The organism is Pseudoalteromonas byunsanensis (assembly GCF_001854475.1).
In the GTDB taxonomy this organism is placed as follows: Bacteria; Pseudomonadota; Gammaproteobacteria; order Enterobacterales; family Alteromonadaceae; genus Pseudoalteromonas; species Pseudoalteromonas byunsanensis.
This window is the reverse complement of sequence record NZ_MNAN01000034.1, coordinates 1-21,443: the sequence shown is the minus strand read 5'-3', so window position 1 is coordinate 21,443 and position 21,443 is coordinate 1. Positions and strand designations below refer to the sequence as shown.

The following is a 21,443-nucleotide window of genomic DNA, read 5'->3' as shown; positions in this document are numbered from 1 at the left end:
TAAATGTCAGCAGTTTAATAAATTTGTCATCTTTATACTTTAAAGTGCACCGAATCTTTAAGGTTATAACTAATAATTATAAAACAACCTGGAACCGAGTTCTGAATTGATGTTGTGAACATCAGATTAGGACAACCTTTACATGTTGTATCCAAACCCCGCTTTGCGGGGTTTTTTATTATCTAAATTTGTTAGTGTCAATTAATATATTTATATATATCAACAAACTATAGTTTAACTTTAGTGTTTTACTGCAATCATTCCAGATTTACCAAAAAACGCCCAAAACATGCCAAGTCATCAACCATTTCAATTGCTATACACGCCTCTGACTTCCTTTGTGAGGCTCTACATTACTTAAGGTATATGCAATATAGCTCATGCCTAAATGTTCATGACAATGGGCTAAGAAAAATAGTGGCAAAATATTCGTAAATTATGGCTAGTCTCAAGACTACTTATTTGTTATTTTGGACGTCTAGACTCACGCAATGTCTATTAATTTATAAAGTAAGGTAAACAAAATATGAAGAAAGTGGGACTCGTTGGTTGGCGTGGCATGGTTGGCTCTGTGTTGATGCACAGGATGTTAGAAGAGAATGACTTTGCAAATATTGACGCATATTTTTTTACGACATCACAGACTGGGCAACTCGGCCCAGACTTTGCTGGCGATGCAAAACCGTTGCTAGATGCCAATGACGTAAACGCCTTGTCAGAAATGGAAATTATCATTTCGTGTCAGGGTGGAGACTACACGAAGTCTGTTTATCCAGCATTGCGTGAATCGGGCTGGGATGGTTATTGGATCGACGCTGCGTCAGCATTACGTATGGAACAAGACAGTATTATTATCTTGGACCCAGTCAATAATGACGTGATCACACAAGGGTTAGAGCAGGGGGTAAAAACCTTTGTTGGTGGTAACTGTACTGTGTCACTGATGTTATTAGCCTTGGGTGGTTTGTTCGAGAAAGATTTGGTCGAGTGGGTCAGCCCTATGACTTACCAAGCCGCATCTGGTGCGGGTGCACGAAACATGCGTGAGTTAATCACACAAATGGGTGAGATCCACTCATCGGTAGCCGAGCATTTAGCAGACCCTGGTTCAGCTATTCTGGAGATTGACAGAATCGTTGCCGATAAGATTAAGTCTGAAGACTTACCAAAAGATCAATTTGGTGTGCCGCTGGCAGGTAGCTTAATTCCATGGATTGATGTACCTATGGAGTCTGGTCAGTCAAAAGAAGAGTGGAAAGCTCAAGTTGAAGCTAACAAAATTTTAGGCTCATCAAAATCTCCTATACCAATTGACGGTCTGTGCGTAAGAATTGGCGCCATGCGTTGTCACTCTCAGGCGATGACTATCAAGCTTAAAGCAGATTTACCTGTTGATGAAATTGAGCGTATTTTAGAGTCTCATAACGAGTGGGTTAAAGTTATTCCTAATGATAGAGAGCAAACAGCACAAGAACTAACTCCTGTGAATGTGACTGGGACCTTGTCTATCCCTGTAGGGCGTATTCGTAAGTTAACTATGGGCCCAGAGTACATCAGTGCGTTTACGGTTGGAGACCAGTTGTTGTGGGGGGCGGCAGAGCCGTTACGTCGTATGTTACGTATCATTCTCAACGACTAGTAAATTCAGTTGTGACTACTTTGAGTAGAACAACTATATATTCTTAGATGGGTGATTGGCCCTGATATGATGCCAATCACAACACACTCTCAGAAATATAAATAGTAAAACGGCGCAATATGCGCCGCTTTTATTTCTGTTGCCAGAATTTTTCATACAGCTTTGGAAACTGCTCCTTTAGCAACTTGGGCTTGTTTTTAAACTTTTTACCCTGAGGCTGAAAATTTACCACATTGTGATAGGGCAGTTCATCTTTGGTAATATCTTCATAAAGTAGGCCAGCTACTAGATCCAACTCGTCACAGTATGGAGCGGGGAGGTTCTCTTTATAAGGTATATGAGGGTAGTCAGCTAAGGTTTCCGGGTCTTTAGTAAACACTTCAAGGTTATTTTTACCTTGTAATATAAGCCAGTTACAAAAGTCTAAAAAATCATATTCGCTGTTGCAGCCACAAATTACGTAGGCAAAAGCCCAGTTGTCCCAATGCCACAGCCTTCTTAACTGTTGGGTATATAGCTCATCAAATTGCGCTATGCTTTCTTTTTCAAGGGTAGATAGGGCAGTTCTAAGAGCCAGATTTACATCATTCTCATGTCGTATCGAGTCAATAATTTGCCAAAAAGTGTCGCTATTCATAATTGTGTTAGGATGTACTTCGTAAATTGTCGACATATTACCACAGCTTTATTCGCAAGCGCATTCCTCTAGACCTTTTGAGCGTATTGCTGTAGATTCGCGTTGCAATAATTAGTGGTGAGAATGAAGATGTTTGATAGTGGATTTGCATGTATAGGACTGACTAACCCAAAGAGTCCAAGCAATGTTGGCGCAGTGATGCGAGCAGCAGGGTGTTATGGCGTTAATTCGGTATTTTATACTGGCAAACGTTTTGAAAATGCAAGAAAATTTACTACTGATACAAAAAAGGTTTACCAGAATATTCCTTTGATTGGCACTGACTCGCTAGGTTCGGTCTTACCTTTGGGCGCAACACCTGTCGCGATTGAGCTGATTGAAGGTGCAAAACCACTAACCGAATACAAGCATCCAAAAAGTGCATTCTACCTATTTGGGCCAGAAGATGGTTCATTGGATAAAGAAACGCTAAAGCTATGCCAAGATGTGATCTATGTGCCCACGCAAGGTTGCATGAACTTGGCAGCGACAGTCAATGTGATACTTTATGATAGGCTTCTTAAGTCTGGCTTAAAGTTCAATCATGATGAAATCATCAGAAGCAGCCGTGATAACAATAATAACATTGTCCTTTCAGAGCTATTAGAGCGCTAAAATGTAATGTTACCAATTACAGCGTGCTATTTTTTCAAACCACGCGCTATTGGTGATTGTTTTTTCCGCTGCAGGTGACGTTAACACCACATCAATACCCATAAGCGCAGCTAAGTGTTTATTAACAAGTCGTTGTAATTGTGGGCCTGCCAATTGCTTAAATGCTTCGGCAAGCTTCTCTCTTGTTGCCGCGTCAGGATTGACCCCTTGACGATGATAATAAGCGGTATTTACCCATAACAAATAGGCTTTTTTTGATTTATCGGGGTATTCATCTGAGAGCTGTGCAATATGAGAGTACAAACGCTGATAGTTAATTAGCTGCTCTTGAAGAACAAAGGTCAGCAGCAGATTAATGCCAGAGTTGATGTGGCCTGAGTGGTTTTGAGCCATCTGAAAACCCGCCAAGGCTTTGCGAAAATGCTCATTGGCTTTTGCAAAATTTTCTTGATCCAACTCGATTGCACCTAGGTTATTTTCTACAGTTGCTAAACCTCTTTGGTCATTTCGGCGTTTGGCGATATCCGCAGCTTCCGCATACAGCGCTTTTGCCACGTCAAATTGTTGCTGATAACGGGCTACTATGGCGCTGCTTATCAAAAGAGCAATACGTTGTGATGATTTGTTGGCGTGTTTTAATGCACAGGAAAAGGTGTGCTGTGCAGCATCGAGATAGTCTTGCTTTCTCAACCAGATCCCAGCGCCGCTCAAAATACTGACTAACTGGTCAACAAACTCGGGTTTTCCTTCGTATACAAATAGTTGCTCTATGTAAGGTTCAACTTCATCTAGTTTGTTTAAAACAATCGATAAACGCATGTTTAATATATAAAAAGTTATTTTTTGTTCATCGGTAAGTTTCTCAACATCCTTGATACTACCCAAAATGTTGAATGCCTGTTCAGGGTCTGAACGGAGGAAATACTGAGCGCGAGTTAGTTGATATTCGTAATCTTTAGACTTAGCCGAACTGAGTGGGCAAAAAAAGGTAACAGCTAAAACGATAAGGTAAAGAAGTGATTTGAACAACAAGGTAATCCGATAGCAACTGCACAGTGAGTTAATTATAGAATATGCAATAATTCGGTCAAGCCTAGTAGAAAAGATATTAAGTCCGATATTGTCTAGTATTGGACATAATGAGGGTGTTTGAAAGAAAACAATGGAAAAGGATATTTTAATACAACAACCCATAATTTACGTTATGTTAAATCATGTATCAAATAGCTTTTTTAGTTGCTCACTTCTGTAATTAGCACTTTAACTCTGGATCGATCCAGTTTTGTATGTCAAAAATTTACACCACTATTCAACAGGTTACACATACATTAGATTTCAGAAATTTAAATTTTGATATTTTAACGCTGGATCCCTTTTTTGGGATTTGGTTTGAACAATTCTGCCATTTGATGGCTGAAAACTGACATTATTTGTATATGCTAATAATGCGACGCTACGTGAATTAAATTTAAATGCGTGCACCAACTGACTATTTATTTACGTAGCGCGTCATATCTTTCACTTTTTATTACGCCGGTTGTATTTCTCTTTAGCTTCTCTTACAAAGTTTTCGTTTTCTGTAATTCTCTTTACAAGTTCATCGACCGCACTCATCGAATAAAGGTGTCTGTCTGATACTTTAATGTAATGATGATACTCGTTGTCGTTGGATTTCCATTTCAACTTGTGAATACAAGCGTCGATACAGTTGGTGTTCAAAGATGGTTTTGCACCAGCAGTGTACACTAAGCAACGCCCTAGCTTTACGTCATCATACTTTTGCAGCTTCTCTAAAACGCTAGACAGCAATTTGCTTCGTGTAAATGGATGAGACTTTTCAGGGTTTACCGCTTTTTCTACCATCAGTACGTTCTTGAGATTTTCAATGTCTTCTTTCTTGCCATTGGCCTTGGCAAGTATCACCTGCGTACCATTCTGATCCTGCGTATACATCAAAGACACGTTAATCGGTATGGCAAACGTAATGTCATCCGCTGCTTCGATATCTTGTTCTAATTGGCTAGCTAATTCTAATATTTGATCTGCGGCGGAGCCATAAAGCGACTTTAATAGTGACGCCGGTGGTAGTTGGAAATCTCCAACCAGAGATAACATGCCTGTATGTTGGGAAGAAATAAATGGCACTTCAGCGAATGACTCAAACTCAGCTGAAAAATTTAGTACGCCTGACTGGAATATTCTGGACGCAATCGATTGAATCTCTGGCATTAATAAATGAACAGCTTCATCGCGCCAGTCCGCTATAATTTCAATATTGCGGCGAATATTATTTTTCTGCTCATAGATCCTGTCTAAGCACACACGTAACGGTATCGTGCGTTTCAATCCTTTCTTACCATTAACTTTTTCGTATATCTTGTGCTCACCATCTCTCTCAATTAGTTTAGCTTTTAATAATTGTTCCCATGCTGTACAGAACAACATCACAAAGCCATCGAGTTTATTCTCCAATGAGGGTCTGTTATACAACTCTAATGCCAGCATCATATTATCTTTAGACTTTTTAAGTAGAGCCTTGGCTAGATTGCTTTTACACTTATGCCCAAGTTCTTGAAAGTGCTTGCTTTGAGATAACCGCTTCTTAAACTCAGTTAGCGTAATACCAACGGTATTTATTGCCTCAAACTTATTAGCCGAAACCTCAACCAAGAATTGTGATATCTGACGCTTGTTTAAATATGTCTTAAATGTATTTGCCTCCCAACCGGTGGCAGCAATTACATCTTCACGACTAAACAGTTGGCCAGCGTTTTGCTTTTTCTGTAGAAAGGTAAAGAATTTTTGTTGTCGATCATCCATTTTCTTAACTGGCATCCCTACTCTCCTATTGCCTTAGCCTCGATTTCCTTCAGAAGCGTTTGTTATATTTTCAAATCACCATAAACTTATAGTTTTTTGGTAATAAATGAGATGGTGGTTCATCTTCTGGTACTGCATATACAACCTCTCGATACTCCTTCGAGTAATAGGTTGTGCTTAGACATTGCCCATAACCCTCATGAGGCACAATAAAGGTTACTTCTTCTGGTGCAATTTCTAGACGCTCAGACTCAATGCGCCACTCTCTCTCCCATGTGAAATCAATTTTCGGTGGTTCAAATGTAACATGTCTCCATTTTAGAGAGTTAGGCAGCAGTTCGTAATCGCATTTTGGTTGATAGATAACAGGCCTTCCTCCACGAGAGAAGATATAGCTTTTCTCAAACCGAACTCCAAACTTTTTATACCGGTGTTCCTCTCTATGAAATAGATTCATCGGCGTTTCGGTGAAACAAATACACTTGTGTTTACCTTTTATGAATCCATCACCGCCTAATAATTGCCTTCTTTCTATAATTTTGCACAAAATCTCAATTGCCAACTCTTCTGTATCGGCTTTTACCCAATGATAAAGGTATTGAGATATATCAGTTCTCACCAAACTCTCCAAAAATATAAAATATAACGCTCGGCTCATCGGCGAGCATAGCAAGTCCGGTGGAGGCCGCAGGCCGGAACGAAATGCGGCCGTTTGTTAGATGATTTAATGTTCAATAAGATCTTCCCAACATGCAATGGTGACTGTTTTGGGTAATATCACTTCTTCTAGGAAGCGTTCGTAAAAGCGTTCTCCTTCTTGTTCTCTTGGAAGAACTATAATTGCGATGTCTTCAATAGCGAATGAATAGTTTTTTGTGCTCCTCCATTCGCGCTCACAGTATATCGAGTCGAATTCCGTTGTATCGAATGTTTTTATATACGCTAAAAAATTCTGAAAGCTTTCATCTATTTTTTCTTGAGCACTCTCAATCCAATCAAGCTCAGAAATGACGCTAGATGTATCTACGGAATCATCGAGGTCATTATCGTTGATAATCTTGTCAATCTCGTCTTGGACTGACTCAGTTTCGCTTGTTGCACTGTAAGGATGGACGTCATCAACTGCTGAATACCCCTGATAGATGCTATTAAGTAAAGCTGTATCTTCAAGGGTATACATAACGGGATTAAAGCCAAATTTGACAATTGAATCTCTGTGAAATCCAATCGCAATTTTCCCATATCTATTCGAATGGTAATCAATATGCTGAAGAGGTATGTCCGCCACACAACATACAGGCTTTGATTTAACAGTAACAGGATGATTTTTCAGAATATGGATTTCTTTTGTTTCAAAATCAAACTGCCTTTTTTCAGGCACGATTACCTTAACTATTTCACAGTACTGGCCTACTCTTAGCTCCTGAGACTTCAAGATAGCTTTTAGCGCTTCGTATCCGTTTATCGCGGGCTTAAGCTCTTTAAGCTGCTTGTTGGTAGCATCGTCCCACATAGGGCCGCCAGTAAAATGCCAAAGTATTTTCGATACTGTTCCAGGTCTAGATGCCATGCCTGTCTGTCCTTATCATCTAACGTTTTAGTATTTATGCGACACGCAGTTTGTGTTGCATAATCGCTTGTTGGACTGAGGCGCTACCTGCTCGATGTGTCAGAGTTGGTGCTATTTATGCTATGGAAATTTGCTTTTTATGGCCTAAACGATATCTTGCCAATTTCATTGGCATGTCTATCGTATCTAAGCTGTCCCTGCGTTACTCAGCGTTTATTATGTATCCATTAAACCTAATGCTTAACCGTTAAGCAATTATATTTTTCGGGACCTAACAGGACAGTCATTTGAAAACACTGTCATTTGAAAACACTTTCAAGCGTGCTTTACGAGAGCGTCAATCGTTGGTATACGCGCAAGTGTAATCTATCTCAAGGTCCCTTAATGCAGAGGCAAAAGTTTGCCTCCACACGATTAAGCAGTAAAACAGGTTAGTTTTGGTTTTGCCATTTTAATAACAATTGCAACGTTAACGCCTCTACTTGCTCTGCCTCTTGCAAACCATAGTGAGTCATGGCTGCATGTCTATAGGGTTCCGATACCCCATTAAGATATTCCTTAACACTGTCCTGACAAACGGTTTTGTGGTCACCATCATAGTCATTGCACTGCATGTAAAAACCATCCATCTGCGGTACAAAATGTGCTGAGAAGTGATCAGATAAGTCCACCAAATAGGCATCTATGAGCGGTTTTGAGGCATGTTCAACAGCCGCCAGTGTAGACGAATTCGGCTCCCAACAACGCTGCCACACCTGAGGGTACTGAGCCTCCTTCTCTTCCAAAATAGTGACAAATTCGTCTAGCCTATCATTATTCCTAAGCATGAGATGCATGTCGTCATAAGCACTACAGTTTTCCGGATTATTGGTGGCTTCATCTATAGCGGCTCTAAATTTTTCGTTGTAGCTTATGCGCGCAGGCTGATATACGTCTGCAAGGCTCTTCCAAAACGGCAAAAGTGTGCCTAACCGTAGGGTGTAAAAATCAAAGTCTACTGCTACGCCATTTTCATCTAACCAGTAAATGCTTTCCAATGCGTTTTGATAATCCCCAACATCATACAAAAAAAACGCTTCATCCAGTTTTGCATGAAGTTCAGGGTCTATATCATCAGCCAGTGTTGCAAAGCTCGTTGTGCTAGAGATCATTAGGGCGGTGGAAATTAAAAGCTTTTTCATTTTGCTCTACTCCTTAGTAAAAAATGAATCGGTAGTGATACCAGTTGAAAATATTACTTGCATGGTCATTAAGACTCGTTTTCCTTTGCAAGTCATATAATCCAGCAAAATCCACGCCAATACACTGATAAATATAATTTTTATTCATATTGTCGTTTAATTATTGCAAATAGCGCGCAATGTTATGATGCTAACAAAGCACTTTGCAGTATCGAAACGCAGTACTTTTGTTTAGAGAGTTTCAATAATAAATACAACGAATTTGTTGGTTGCTGCCTCCTCCTCTGTGGCCAATTTCATTCAATGCCAATGAACTTTGAAATATTCTTACATCGCAAAAGGGGCGTATTTTGATGAAAACTCATGCGTTTAGGTTTACTATTTGAGTAATTTAGCTGCCCAATACCGTTGTTGTGGGCGAGGGAGTTCAAAATGAGATATAAACACGTTGTTAGCGCAAACGCGCAAGAATACACATTAGATGGCGGTGAAGTGACTCGCATTCTTGCCTCTGGAGAGGATACCGATCATCGTGTGTCCATCTTTGATAGCCTGCTTCCTAAAGGCAATGAAGCGCCATGGCATTACCATGAGATAGATGATGAAATTTTTTATATCATCTCTGGTGAGATTGAGTTCGCTGTGGACACTGAGGAGTTTGTTGCTAAATCTGGCGACTTGGTGATCGCAGGTCCGAATGTGCCCAGAAGATTTAAAGCTTTACAAGAGAGCAAAGTGCTTGTAATTAATGCACCATCAGGCCCATCAGAGGGTTTTATCCGAGATATATCCAAGTTTAGTCAGAGCAACCCCCCAACCGAGTCCGATCGTCAAGCATTTATTGATAAGTACAGAATACACATTCTATAACTCAATAAAAATAGCTCGACTTAGGCTGTGCGTTACATAGGGCGCTTGAGTTTCTTGATTTGAACTGCTGGTGGCGTCCTCCCCCTGTTATCAATGTAATGCTTAATGACCGATAATTAATCACGTGCATTATTTATATACTCTCGTGGCGTTTTGTAACTTGCCATTGTCTCCAAGCCCTCTAGAATTGCGCAATCAGAGGCGTGATCGCCGCTACAGTTTTCTGACAATGTAGACAATACTTTTTCCATTTTAGCTAGCTCAGTAATTTTCTCTCGGATTTCTTGAAGATGCTGATCAGCTAAGGTTTTTACATCCAGACTGCTTCTGTTTGGGTTTTTCCAAAGTTTCATTAGAGACTCTATTTGTGAAATTGAAAAACCCAAATTACGACATTGTTTGACAAAACTCAGTTGCTTTAGCTGATCTTGATTGTATAACCGATAACCTGCGTTGGTTCTATGCGCCTTAGAGATGATGCCAATACTTTCGTAGTGGCGGATCATTTTTGCAGAGATATCTGTAATGTTTGCGGCTTTGCTGATAGTGATCAAAGTCGTCATAATGCTTCTCACTTTGAAGGTTTATATCGTTGTAACAACAACGCATTACATACCACCAGAATACTACTACACGCCATAGCCGTACCTGCTATGATGGGGCTTAACGCACCAAATGCCGCGGCGGGAATGCCAATAATATTGAATATAAACGCCCAGAATAAATTCTGTTTGATTTTACTATAGGTTTTTTGTGATATATCCAAAGCGATAGCAACTAAATTAGGGTCGCCCTGCATCAAGCTTATTGATGAAGCGCTAACTGCAACTTCAGTACCGGTGGCCATGGCAATACCTAAATCGGCTTGTGCTAATGCAGGGGCGTCGTTTATACCGTCACCAACCATAGCTACTTGATAGCCTTGCTTTTGAAATGATTCAATAAACTCTGACTTTTCATGAGGTAGCACTTGTGCTTTGATAATATCTATATTTAGCTGTCCACCAATGAATTGTGCACTTTTTTCACTGTCACCTGTTAGCATCGCTACTTTTATGTTTTGCTTTTTCAGGTTTTCGACCGCCTCACGAGCCGTACTTTTAGCTTTGTCTGAAAAACAAAGCAAGCCATGCAGTTCAACTTCGTCATTGTGCTTTATAGCCAACCAAGAAACGGTTGCACCTTGAACATCAACCTTATCTTGTTCTTGCTCTAGTTCTAGGCCAAGCTCTTTCATCCAATGACTGCTACCAACGTAGACGGTGTCTTGCCCTATTTTTGCTGTAACACCTTTACCTGTCACAACTTTGAACGCTTCTGTCGTTTGTAACTCTAGTGACTTTTTCTCCGCGGCATTGAGCACGGCTTGTGCCAATGGATGCTCGCTATATTGCATCACACTTGCTGCTGTGGTTAATACCGTGTTTTCATCAGATTTGATGGCGGTGAGCTGTGACAAAATGGGCTTACCTTCGGTTAGGGTGCCCGTTTTGTCAAACACGACTAGGTCAATTTTTGTCGCTTGTTCTAAGGCTATGGCGTCTTTAACCAAAACGCCGAGCCTTGCTGCGGTGCCTGTTCCCGTCATAATAGAGGTCGGTGTAGCCAAACCTAACGCACATGGGCAGGCAATCACTAGTACCGCAACCGCATTGAGAATACCGCTTGTCCAGCTCCCTAATGCAATCCCCCACACTAACAGCGTAATGAATGAGATAACTAGCACAGTTGGCACGAAATAGGCGCTTACTTTGTCAACCAGTGCCTGAACGGGTGCCTTCGCCCCTTGTGCTTGTTCGACCAACTTAATAATTTTTGACAATGTGGACTCGGTGCCTACACGTGTTGTACGCACTTCAATTACGCCATCAATATTGATTGAGCCGCCTGTTACTTTATCACCAACATTTTTATCAATGGGCATGGGCTCACCAGTGATAAGCGCCTCGTCTACTTGGCTTTGCCCTTTTTCAATAACGCCATCTACTGCGACTCGTTCACCGGGTTTAATTCTCACTAGATCATCTACTGACACAGACCCTGCGGGTAGCAAAACCCATTCACCATCTTTGTTAACTCGCGCTTGCGATGGGCGCAGGTTTTCAAGTGCTTGCAGCGCGTCCATGGTTTTCTTTTTAGCTTTGTGTTCTAGATATTTACCCAATAAAACGAGGGAAAGTACGGCACTACTACTTTCAAAATATAGGTGTGCAGCGCCTTGATGAACCTCTGAAAATAGCCAAGTGTAGATAGATAGGCCATACGCCGCCGAGGTGCCGATTGCGACCAGTAGGTCCATGTTTCCTGAGCGCGCTTTAATCGCTTGCCAACCTGACTTGTAAAACCTAGCGCCAAAGTAAAATTGAATGGGAGTGGCTAAAAGCCATTGCCATAGTGCCGGTAACATCCAATCTTGACTAAATAACATGCCAATCATGGGTATAACTAAAGGAACCGTTAAAGTGAGCGAGCCGATGACGGGCCAAATTTGAGTTTTGTACCAAGGCAGGCTCTGGGGCTTTTTACTTTTGCTCTTTTTGACATCGTAGCCAATATTTTTAAGCTCGTAGATCAGCGCTGAATCGTCAAAATCCCCCGCGATTTCAATCGTTAATGTCTCAGTGGCAAAGTTAACATTCGCGGCCAAGATATCATTTTGGCCTAGCGCGACTTTTTCGATGTGATTGGCGCAAGAGCTACAGCTCATACCTTCAATTGCATAGCTAAGCGAATGGGTTGGTACGTTATAACCTGTTGCTTTAATTGCTTTTATTGCATCTTTACGGGAGGTGTCACCCTCTATGAATACTTGCTCACTAGCAAAATTTACATGAGCGGATTTTACTGAGCTTAAGCTCATAAGCGCTTTTTCAACACGATCAGCGCATGATGCACAGGTCATACCTTCAATAATTAGGTTGAAGCTTGTCATATATTTCCTCCGATAATAGATAGTATTTGGCAAACTCAGCGCATTCTCAACCTTTACCAAAGGGTAAGGTCAATATTATTCAAAAAAATAATTGACCTTGTCACAGGGATAACCCTGAACATTTAAACTCCAATTTAATAGGAGTTTTCATGTTAGAGTTTGAAATTAGCAATATGTCTTGTAGCTTATGTGCAGAAAAGATCAAAGTAGCTATAAAAAACATTTGTGAACAGTGTCTTGTGCAAATTGATTTGAACACAAAACGAATGACAGTGGAATCGCAATTGAAAGAAGATATTTTATTGTTCACCCTTGATGAGATGGGTTATAAAGCAAAAGCGATGACTAATCTTTGCTGTTTGGACCATGCTTGTAAAAGGTAAAATAGTTCAAAAATGGGAGCTTGCCATAAAGGTCGGCTCCGGCATTTTAGCATTTAGGAATGAAGCGACTGACAGTTTCCGATTACAATGCGGATAACTGTCAGGTTAAGTCTAAGCTAGAATGTGCTATTCGTAGCGAAGCGCTTCAACTGGCACTAATTTTGAGGCTTTTATTGCTGGCGCTAAGCCAAACACTACACCTATAAATGTAGTAAAACCAAAGGAAAGCAAAACAGCCCACATTGGTACAACTAAATCAGGTGATCCTGGTAAAAATAAAATAATCAAACCTGCTATTCCATATCCAAGAGCAATACCTATTACACCCCCAATCAAAGACAAAACCAATGCTTCTACTAGGAATTGGTAGAGAATGATGTTTGAAGAAGCTCCCAGGGCTTTCGCTATTCCTATCTCTTTGGTTCTCTCTGTCACAGATACAAGCATTATATTCATTATGCCAATACCGCCAACAAGCAAGCTGATTGCAACAACACCCGATGCAACGAGTGTTACAGACCTTAAAATACTATCAAACTGCTCTTTTGTTTTTTCAGCGGTGACGAATTCAAAGTAATCTTCTTCACCCTCTTCAATTTTATAGCGGCTACGTAATATCTGGCGCATTTGAGACTTGATTGTTTCTAGCGCAATGCCGGCTTTGGGACGAAACATGATTTCGATATTTTCCGTAACCTGGCTGCCATTTAATGATCTAATTGTACTAAAAGGCGCGATAATATAGTTATCCTGATCATAACCAAGAATACTACCTAATGTTTCTGCAACACCTATGACTCTAAAGTAATCCCCACTGAGTTTAATAAACTCGCCAGTCGGGTTTTCTGGCATATTCAACTTTTTGATAACTGAACTACCAACAAATGCTACCCTGCGACGCCTTAGATCATCACTTTCAGATAAAAAGCGGCCTTCAACGGGATATACGTTAACAACTTTTTGGTAACTACTGTCAGTACCTAAAATATGAGTTTGAATCGTATCTCTGCCATATTGAATGCTTGCTCCCAGACTATATGCCCTCATTGTAACGGTCATATCTTCAACGCCTTTTACTTTGCCTTTTAGCACTAAGAAGTCGTCGTAGGTTAGTTTATTTATAAACCCCAACATCTCTTGGTTGGCACTTGTAAATGCTCTAAGCGTTACCATATCGCTACCAAGATCATTAAACTGCCTACTAATGTTAGAACTTAAACCATTCATCACGGCGACCACCGAGATAACCGCAGTTACGCCAATGATGATCCCCAAGGTTGTTAGAATGCTACGCATAGCATTAGAGTAAATAGCTTGAAGAGCAGCGCGCAAGCCTTGATAAGCTGTATTGATAAAATCACTCACAATTAGCCTCCATAGCATTATCAACTACGCTAATACGTTGTTGATTGTATTTATCAAACTCTATTTGACCATCCACAAGACGGATAACACGCTTACAGTGATTTGCGATTTCATTCTCATGCGTCACGATTACGATGGTATGACCTTTTTCATAGAGCCTATCGAACAAGGACATAATGTCAGAGGTCGTTTTGCTATCAAGGTTTCCTGTTGGTTCATCCCCCAGTAATATCGCAGGTTCCGTCACTAATGCTCTTGCTATTGCAACGCGTTGTCGTTGCCCCCCGGAAAGTTGATTTGGCAAATGATTAATTTTTTCAGCTAAACCTACTTCATTCAACGCTTTCAATGCGCGGCTTTTTCTTTCTGCCCCACTCATCGTTCTGTAAACTAACGGCTGAATGACATTGTTGAGTACTGATGACTTAGGTAAAAGATTGAAGCTTTGAAAAATAAATCCAATAGATTGATTTCTAACTTTAGCCAATGAATCTTCTTTCATATTTGCTGTGTTCTGGTTGTCTAAAATATATTCTCCAGAACTGAGTGTATCTAAGCACCCAAGTATATTCATCAATGTGGATTTACCTGAACCAGAAGGGCCAGTAATAGCGACATACTCATTCTTTTTGATGGATAAACTAACATTGTTCAAAGCACAAAACTCTTCATCAGCCATCATGTAACGCTTGTATGCATTGTTTAACTGAATGATTGGCAAACTCATGATTTACTCTCTTTTAGTAAAACTCGAGTACCATCCTTAAACTTATTAAATAAACGACTAGGGCCTGTTACAACTTCATCCTCTATATTCAGCCCAGAAAGAATCGATTGATGAGTATCTGTAGCCATTCCGACTTCGACTAGTCGCTTTTCAACTTTCCCGTTATTCAATACCCATACATAGTACTGATCATTATCTTTATCTTTTCGTACGGCTGAAATAGATACACTTAAAGAGGGGGTTGTCTCTTGTGTAATAATTTCTGCTCGACAGCTCATTCCTGGATGTAGCTCAGTTGGGTTATCCAGAGCTACTTTGACAGCATAGTACAGCCCATGTCCTACCTTTGAACTTCTAGCTGACGTACCAATACTGCTTACTTTTCCTAAAATGAATTGTCTTGGGTTTGCAGCAGTGTAAATATGTGCAACTTGCCCAATATGTACATTAGCGATATCAGCTTCATCCACCCTTAGTTCTGCTATCAGAGTATGAGGGTCTGCGAGTGTAAGTAAGGATGTTCCAGCAAAGTTCATAGCGCTGGCGATAACTGTTTCTCCAATCTTGACGTCAACCGAAGAAATTAAACCTGACATACTAGCCTTAAATGTCGTTTTACTTAACTTATCCTTAGCATAGAGCAATAAGGCTCTCTTTTGGTTAAGGCTTTCAACAGCCGCTTCTTCCTTAATTTTTGCGATTCTATATTCACTTTTAAGGCTTTCTACGCTTTCTAAACCAACACTACTTTGCTCGTAGAGTCTGCTTTTCAAATCCAAGCGTCTTTTAATGTCCTTAGTAACTTCTTTGGTATAGTCAATTTCAATTTCTTGCGCATTAACGGCTGACTGATAATTGGATACATCTGCTGCGTAGGCCGTTTTATCAAGCTGTAAAAGTACATCGTCCTTTTCTACAAAATCCCCTTCATCGACCAATATTTCTGTTACCAAACCAGTCACTTCGGAACTTACTTTAACCTTTGAATCAAAAATTAAATTACCAGACGCCAAAATAGTATCGGCTAGAACCTGGCGCTCCACTTTTTCACTGTTAACAGTTAACTTCGAGTTACTACCCGCCCCAGCTGTGAAATTAATCAGAATGAAAAATCCTGCTAATATCACTAAAAAAACAATTATTTTTTTCATATTCTAACTCACCTACTACATTACAATGAGAAACCAAGATCCAAATACAAGACCGTATGGTAAAAGAGAAATCAGCAGAGCTTTCATTACTGATATTTTAAAGCAAACCTTCAAACCAATGGTCATCAAACCAATCGACCATAAATAGAATAAGTTGAAATTATCAGCAATATTGTAAAATTGTTCACCAGGTGAAAAGTTGAAAAATATCTGATTTAAAGAAGAATAATTTTGAAGTACGATTGGTAAATCAACATCATTGGCTGTAGAAAATAAGAAAATAAAACCTATAGCATGGATTACTAATGGCATATAGGTCCAAACAGCTAGGCTGAAACAGTCACCAAAAGTACTATCTTTTCCTTCTTGTGAAATACTCGCTATTAGTTTTATATAGCTTGCCATTATAAGGCAGAGAATGAAGATAAAAATCGCCGAAGTTACACTACTAATAAGCGCTATGTGTTCAGCGGTTTGTCTCATTAAATCAACAACAGCATCCATTTCTGATGGTGAAATTTCGCCAGCGTGCAACAATTGTTGTTCGATTAGCCAATCTTGCGACATGCCAGAATAAAATGAAGCCACACTAAAAATCGTTAGAACGATTAGCGTTAAGAACCCAAGCCAGCTCCATTTCTTAACATTATAAAGATGCTCAAAAACATTTCTTGGGGCAAGAAATATATCCAAAAGAGCAACGGGGCTATTTGTATAACTCATAAAAATCTCTTCAATAAATCCATTAAAAATTAGTAATAAAATAACACGTAAGTTAAATGGCTATTTTATGAACACCATAGGTTACAGTATTTTCCTTTGTGATAAGCTCGCCATTGCTATCTATACATACAACACTTATCGGATTAAAACCGTTGAAACTTTGGGTTGCGTAACTGTTAGAATAAGCACCAGTAGAAGCAAATAATAAATGGTCTCCCTCTTTGAGTGAAGATGGAAGTACTATTGTTGTATTTGGTGGTAACAACATATCATCGCTATCGCAGCTTGGGCCTGATAATACAGTAGGGACCGTGTCTTCCATAGTGTGAAGATTAACATCATCTAGTAAATGAATAGGCAATTGGATGTCACTAGCTTCATATAAGCCATTAAACTTTCCAACATCCATATACACCCAATTTTCGACTCTACCTTCAAACTCCCTTTGTGCCGTTAATAGCACCTTACTTACCACAACACCAGTATTTGCGACGACAAATCGACCGGGTTCTAGCATAAACTTAAATTTACTTGCGCAGTTTTCTTCAAATTTATCTATATGAGCTTTTAATGTCTTCAAATAACTAACTAGGTCGAAATCCATAACTTTATCGCGGTTAATATAGCCATTGGCCGGAAGGCCACCGCCTAAGTTAATCGCATTCAACTTAATACCATCTTTTTTAAGTTCTGAAACGACCAATTCGCAATTTTTAAGTGCCACAGCCCAAGCATCTGCGCTCTGCTGTTGTGAACCTACATGAAATGATAATCCATAAGGAACAAGATCAAGGCTGTTTGCTAACCTCAATAATTCTGTTGCTCGGGCTACTGAAGTTCCAAACTTTTTAGAAAGCCCCCATACGGCTCCTTTGCCATTTGTTGACAGTCGCACCATAACTTGCGCGCCAGGTGCCATTTCTGCCACTTTTATCACTTCTTGCTCAGAGTCTACGCTAAATGAGCGAATTCCCAATTCGTAGGCACGTGCTATCTCCTCGCGCTTCTTGATAGAGTTTCCAAAGTGAACTTGTGTAGATAACCCACCGATTTCAATACATCGTTGTATTTCACCTAAGCTTGCCGCCTCAAAGCTAGAGCCTAGGTGTCTCAAATGTGAAAGCACCAACGGGTCTGGATTCGATTTTACCGAATAGTAAACTTCTACATTGGGAAGAACCTTTTTCAACAAAGAAAACTGCTTATCAATTAACCCCAGTCCCATTACAAGGCAGGGTGTCGATATTTCATTGTTATTAATTAGCTGATTAACTTTCTTTTTTAATTGCGTAGCATTGTCCATTTAACCCACCAATCACTTATATTTATTTTTATAATAAATTTTGAGCTAATCAGGTTTTACAAGTTACATGTAAAACCTGATAATAAATGTCCATTGAGTAAAAGCTAATGGACACGTTTTGTTTTTATCCAGCTTGCTGATTCACCGGTGCCTCATCGTTTAATTCATTCTGTTCATCTAATTGCTTTTTAGCATGCTGCTTAGAGAAGCTAATGATTGATGGCGCAAAGTATAAGAATGTTGAAGCTATAACTACCCCACCTGCTATGAGCCAAGCTGTAGGCATACCGAACTTATCGGCTACAAAGCCGGCTGTAAGCGCTCCTGAAAATGCTCCAGCTTGAGCCACTAAAGATTTCACAGACAACATGGTAGAGCGGCTTTCTTCTTCAACATTTTCGTGGAACATAGCTAAAACAGGAGCAACTGTGACCCCAGAGAACATGAAGAGTAATAAATAAATACAGATAAAGCCGGTTAAGCTTTCTTGGATAGAAAACACAACAAATAAACCGCCAATAATAAAACCACATATAACTAACAGGGGAACGTAGTTATTTTTGAATAATTTAGATAGTGGGATAGAAAGAACCTGGCCAATTGCCAAACAAATAAAGTTTGCTGCGAAAATCAATCCAAATATCCATGACGAACCTTTGTCATCAATAATCTCGCTTAGCATTGGTTGCCACAACTGTTCTAAAGATATAAACGCTGCTCCTCCCATGAAATCTAGAATAAATAATATCTTCAAAATCGGGCTCGATGCCACCTGTTTACCAGCTTCACCAAGAACTTCACTTATTCCATCAAAGATAGATTTATTAGTTCTTTTTACATTAGATTCATCAATAAATTTAATTGTCATAAAGATATGGAAGATAACTATCGGTATTAATAGGACAAAGTTAACTTCATAGAAATCAATGAAGTCATTCCCTGCACTCATAAACTCAAACCATATAGGTAGAAAACCTGCAACTACAGCGCCTAAAGCCAAGCCTAGCATTTGAAATGATGTTACTTGGGCTTGTGCTTCCATGATATTTGGCGAACCAGATTCCTTTTCAGCATTAAACCTTTCAACAAAAAGCGCATCTAATGTTCCAGAAAATAAGGCTGATGAAATACCATTTAAAGCCATTATTAACAACAGCCCTTCAAAACTATCTACGACAGTAAAACCTATAATAACGAGCAATAAGAGAAACTCACCGATTAGGAAGGTCTTTTTTCTTCCGTAACTATCAGCTAACGAGCCAAATGGAATTTCAAATATAACAACAAATAGAGTACTCGCTGCTAATAGTAAGCCCATTTCAAGTAAGCCAAGGCCTTTATCCATGAACATCAAATACATAATAGGTGCGATAACACCACCTATTGCGGCAACACCAGCCTGGATCAAACCAAACTTCATTATTAAATTTTTCATCATTAATCCTTATTTTTAACTTCTGATAAGCGTTCAGCTAATTGTTTCAATTCGTTTTCAAACGTTGTTTTTATTCTATTAAAATCGTCTTCCTTAATGTCTGTATTAAAGTACTCAAAGAAGCCTGATAAGTTTTCATTTGGGTTAACCACCAAACTAATTTTGTACGGACAAGGATCGTATTTATCTATGCACTCAATTAAGTCCTCTTGCTCAGAGGCATCCCCCTGATTTGGTGCGGTCACTAGTTCATTATTTTGATAAATAATAAGTGAACTGAACCCTGAGCTTTTATAATTTTTGTTTATTTTTGATACATCTACATATCCATGCTGCTGTCGTTTGATCATATTTTTATGAAGCGACCGAACAAGATCTTCAGTTTTTTCTTCTTGAACTAAGTCAACTTTCACCGGAAGAACAGCAATGGTATTGAAAGTTAATGTATCTAAATCACTAAGGTTTATACTTCTCCCTGAATCAATTGTTGAAAAATACACCGTCTGCTGATTAATAAGCAGAGATAATGTTTTGGCCCATGCTGCCTCGATCAAAATATACGGTGTAATTGATAAGCTCTTTGCAGCGCTATAAATCATTTGAGAGTGTTTTATTCCCAATGAGTAAGCTGGCTGGCAAACATTATTTCTTCTTCGGTTGATATAGCCTTGTCCGCTATAGAATGGCGTGGAGTCCTCAAGTGACTTCAATTCCTGTTGCCAAAAGTCCTGCGCCATTTCTTGGTCCTGACTTAATTGCCACCTTACATAATCGATACCGGAACTCACCTCATGTTCTTCTGGTTTAGAGAAGCCAAGTAAAGTGTTATAGGTGTCTAGAATGATGTTAGATAAATTCCATCCATCTACTAAAGCATGATGGACAACAAACGCGTGATACTGCTCATTGTTTGATGTATTGAAAATAAATATACGAAGCAAAGGAGACGTAGATACGTTTATCACATCTGACATCCTTTGTTTGATTATCTCATTAACATCATCAAGATCACGTGCGCTTACTTCATGATGCTCTATATTCGGCTCATCTGTAACTATCTGATATATCCGATCATTTTCAATATGGAATTTAGAACGTAGTGCTGGGGTTGATTTTGCAGTGTTCTTCCAAGCATCTAACAGTCCACCGTTAACAGACTTTTGAGCTATTACAGGCTTAACCTTGAATAAGGTATTTACCCACCAAGCTTCGTCCCCAGGATGAGTATATGTGTGTAGCAACCAATCCTTTTGCGTAGCTGTTACAGGAAATATTTGTTCCTGCTCTTTGATACCTAGCGCTTCGATTAAATAGCGGTCTCTTTGATCTAATAGTCCACGGTCCACTAACAAAAAGTGTTCGCTGAGCGATTCCTGAGGTACTTCTTGCCCATTGTGCAGAGTTACATAGTTGTGTAACTGCTCAATAGTTTGATATTCAAATAGTACAGAAACCGAAAATTCTATTCCCAACGATTTCTTACATGCACTCACTATGCGTATCGCTGAGATGGAATTCCCACCAATTCGGAAGAAGTTGTCGTATATACCCACTTGCTCTAACTCTAAGACCGTTTGCCATACTTCACACAAACCTGCTTCTAAGTCATTTCTTGGGGCAACATACTGCGATTTATCCACCAATTCGGGTTCAGGTAGGGCTGCTTTGTCCAACTTACCGTTCACCGTCAGTGGGATCCCTTCAATCTCCATGATACTGCTTGGCAGCATATAATCAGGGAGTTGCTGGCGTAACTGCTCATGTAGTTCAGCGACACACAGGCTCTGCCCTGCTTGCGCTACCACATAAGCTGCAAGGTACTGGCTCTGTGCTTGAGTTCGTACGATAACCGCGGCTTGTTGTACCCCGGCCAACGCACTCACGGCGCTTTCCACTTCCCCAAGCTCGATACGGTGTCCGCGGATCTTAACTTGGTCATCATTACGACTGATATAAACCAATTCTCCACAAGGCAACCATCGAACGATGTCACCGGTTCTATACAGACGGGTATAGCCTTTGGCTTTATCCGCCTCACTGGCAAATGGATTGT

19 protein-coding genes are annotated in these 21,443 nt (G+C 39.8%); 4 read left to right on the top strand and 15 right to left on the bottom strand.

The genetic code is table 11. The features are described from left to right. Positions 1-526 precede the first annotated feature (526 nt). The gene (asd, locus tag BIW53_RS14445) at positions 527-1,639 is read left to right on the top strand and encodes an aspartate-semialdehyde dehydrogenase (RefSeq protein ID WP_070992718.1); all 1,113 of its coding nucleotides are present in this window, start codon (positions 527-529) and stop codon (positions 1,637-1,639) included. Between the two features lie 130 nt (positions 1,640-1,769). Here asd and BIW53_RS14440 read toward each other — a convergent pair whose 3' ends face one another. Further along, the gene (locus tag BIW53_RS14440; protein ID WP_245699437.1) at positions 1,770-2,312 is read right to left on the bottom strand and encodes a DUF4240 domain-containing protein; all 543 of its coding nucleotides are present in this window, start codon (positions 2,310-2,312) and stop codon (positions 1,770-1,772) included. An 87-nt stretch (positions 2,313-2,399) separates the two neighbouring features. Here BIW53_RS14440 and BIW53_RS14435 point away from each other — a divergent pair, with 87 nt between their 5' ends. Beyond that, the gene (locus BIW53_RS14435) at positions 2,400-2,930 is read left to right on the top strand and encodes an RNA methyltransferase (protein ID WP_245699436.1); all 531 of its coding nucleotides are present in this window, start codon (positions 2,400-2,402) and stop codon (positions 2,928-2,930) included. Positions 2,931-2,939: 9 nt separating this feature from the next. Here BIW53_RS14435 and BIW53_RS14430 read toward each other — a convergent pair whose 3' ends face one another. The 5 genes from BIW53_RS14430 to BIW53_RS14410 all read right to left on the bottom strand — a co-directional run bounded on the left by BIW53_RS14430 (position 2,940) and on the right by BIW53_RS14410 (position 8,501). Then, positions 2,940-3,959: a tetratricopeptide repeat protein gene (locus BIW53_RS14430; RefSeq protein ID WP_070992717.1), complete on the bottom strand. Its 1,020-nt coding sequence runs from the start codon at positions 3,957-3,959 to the stop codon at positions 2,940-2,942. Between the two features lie 489 nt (positions 3,960-4,448). Further along, positions 4,449-5,765, bottom strand: coding sequence for a DUF3644 domain-containing protein (locus tag BIW53_RS14425; protein WP_070992716.1), 1,317 nt, complete (start codon positions 5,763-5,765; stop codon positions 4,449-4,451). A 55-nt stretch (positions 5,766-5,820) separates the two neighbouring features. Next, positions 5,821-6,369: a hypothetical protein gene (locus BIW53_RS14420; protein ID WP_070992715.1), complete on the bottom strand. Its 549-nt coding sequence runs from the start codon at positions 6,367-6,369 to the stop codon at positions 5,821-5,823. 105 nt (positions 6,370-6,474) lie between these two features. Next, on the bottom strand, positions 6,475-7,320 hold the full coding sequence (locus BIW53_RS14415) for an abortive infection system antitoxin AbiGi family protein (protein WP_070992714.1): 846 nt from the start codon (positions 7,318-7,320) through the stop codon (positions 6,475-6,477). Between the two features lie 431 nt (positions 7,321-7,751). After that, a complete protein-coding gene (locus BIW53_RS14410; protein WP_070992713.1) occupies positions 7,752-8,501 on the bottom strand; it encodes a hypothetical protein in 750 nt (249 codons plus the stop codon). Positions 8,502-8,933: 432 nt separating this feature from the next. Between BIW53_RS14410 and BIW53_RS14405 the strand changes: the two genes are divergently transcribed. After that, the gene (locus BIW53_RS14405) at positions 8,934-9,371 is read left to right on the top strand and encodes a cupin domain-containing protein (protein ID WP_070992712.1); all 438 of its coding nucleotides are present in this window, start codon (positions 8,934-8,936) and stop codon (positions 9,369-9,371) included. Between the two features lie 116 nt (positions 9,372-9,487). Here the strand turns inward: BIW53_RS14405 and cueR are convergent, their stop codons facing one another. Further along, on the bottom strand, positions 9,488-9,934 hold the full coding sequence (cueR, locus tag BIW53_RS14400; protein WP_070992711.1) for a Cu(I)-responsive transcriptional regulator: 447 nt from the start codon (positions 9,932-9,934) through the stop codon (positions 9,488-9,490). An 8-nt stretch (positions 9,935-9,942) separates the two neighbouring features. Next, positions 9,943-12,303: a heavy metal translocating P-type ATPase gene (locus BIW53_RS14395; RefSeq protein WP_070992710.1), complete on the bottom strand. Its 2,361-nt coding sequence runs from the start codon at positions 12,301-12,303 to the stop codon at positions 9,943-9,945. Positions 12,304-12,452: 149 nt separating this feature from the next. On the opposite strand from BIW53_RS14395, the gene BIW53_RS14390 reads away from it, so the two are divergent. Continuing rightward, complete coding sequence (locus tag BIW53_RS14390; RefSeq protein ID WP_070992709.1) at positions 12,453-12,686, top strand: heavy-metal-associated domain-containing protein; 234 nt, start codon at positions 12,453-12,455, stop codon at positions 12,684-12,686. Positions 12,687-12,812: 126 nt separating this feature from the next. On the opposite strand, the gene BIW53_RS14385 is transcribed toward BIW53_RS14390, so the two are convergent. The 7 genes from BIW53_RS14385 to BIW53_RS14355 form a co-directional block, all read right to left on the bottom strand. Beyond that, entirely contained in the window at positions 12,813-14,051 is a 1,239-nt protein-coding gene (locus tag BIW53_RS14385) for an ABC transporter permease (protein ID WP_245699435.1), read from the bottom strand. Further along, entirely contained in the window at positions 14,044-14,778 is a 735-nt protein-coding gene (locus BIW53_RS14380) for an ABC transporter ATP-binding protein (protein WP_070992707.1), read from the bottom strand. Before BIW53_RS14380 ends, BIW53_RS14385 begins: the two co-directional genes overlap by 8 nt. Continuing rightward, positions 14,775-15,929, bottom strand: coding sequence for an efflux RND transporter periplasmic adaptor subunit (locus tag BIW53_RS14375; RefSeq protein ID WP_070992706.1), 1,155 nt, complete (start codon positions 15,927-15,929; stop codon positions 14,775-14,777). The genes BIW53_RS14380 and BIW53_RS14375 overlap by 4 nt, the downstream gene beginning before the upstream one ends. Before the next feature lie 15 nt (positions 15,930-15,944). Beyond that, entirely contained in the window at positions 15,945-16,652 is a 708-nt protein-coding gene (locus BIW53_RS14370; protein WP_070992705.1) for a YIP1 family protein, read from the bottom strand. Positions 16,653-16,704: 52 nt separating this feature from the next. Beyond that, the gene (locus BIW53_RS14365; RefSeq protein ID WP_070992704.1) at positions 16,705-17,955 is read right to left on the bottom strand and encodes a type III PLP-dependent enzyme; all 1,251 of its coding nucleotides are present in this window, start codon (positions 17,953-17,955) and stop codon (positions 16,705-16,707) included. Positions 17,956-18,079: 124 nt separating this feature from the next. Next, a complete protein-coding gene (locus BIW53_RS14360; RefSeq protein ID WP_070992703.1) occupies positions 18,080-19,390 on the bottom strand; it encodes an MFS transporter in 1,311 nt (436 codons plus the stop codon). Positions 19,391-19,392: 2 nt separating this feature from the next. Next, positions 19,393-21,443, bottom strand: a 2,051-nt coding sequence (locus BIW53_RS14355; protein WP_139158860.1) for a condensation domain-containing protein, incomplete at its 5' end; no start/stop codon positions are given.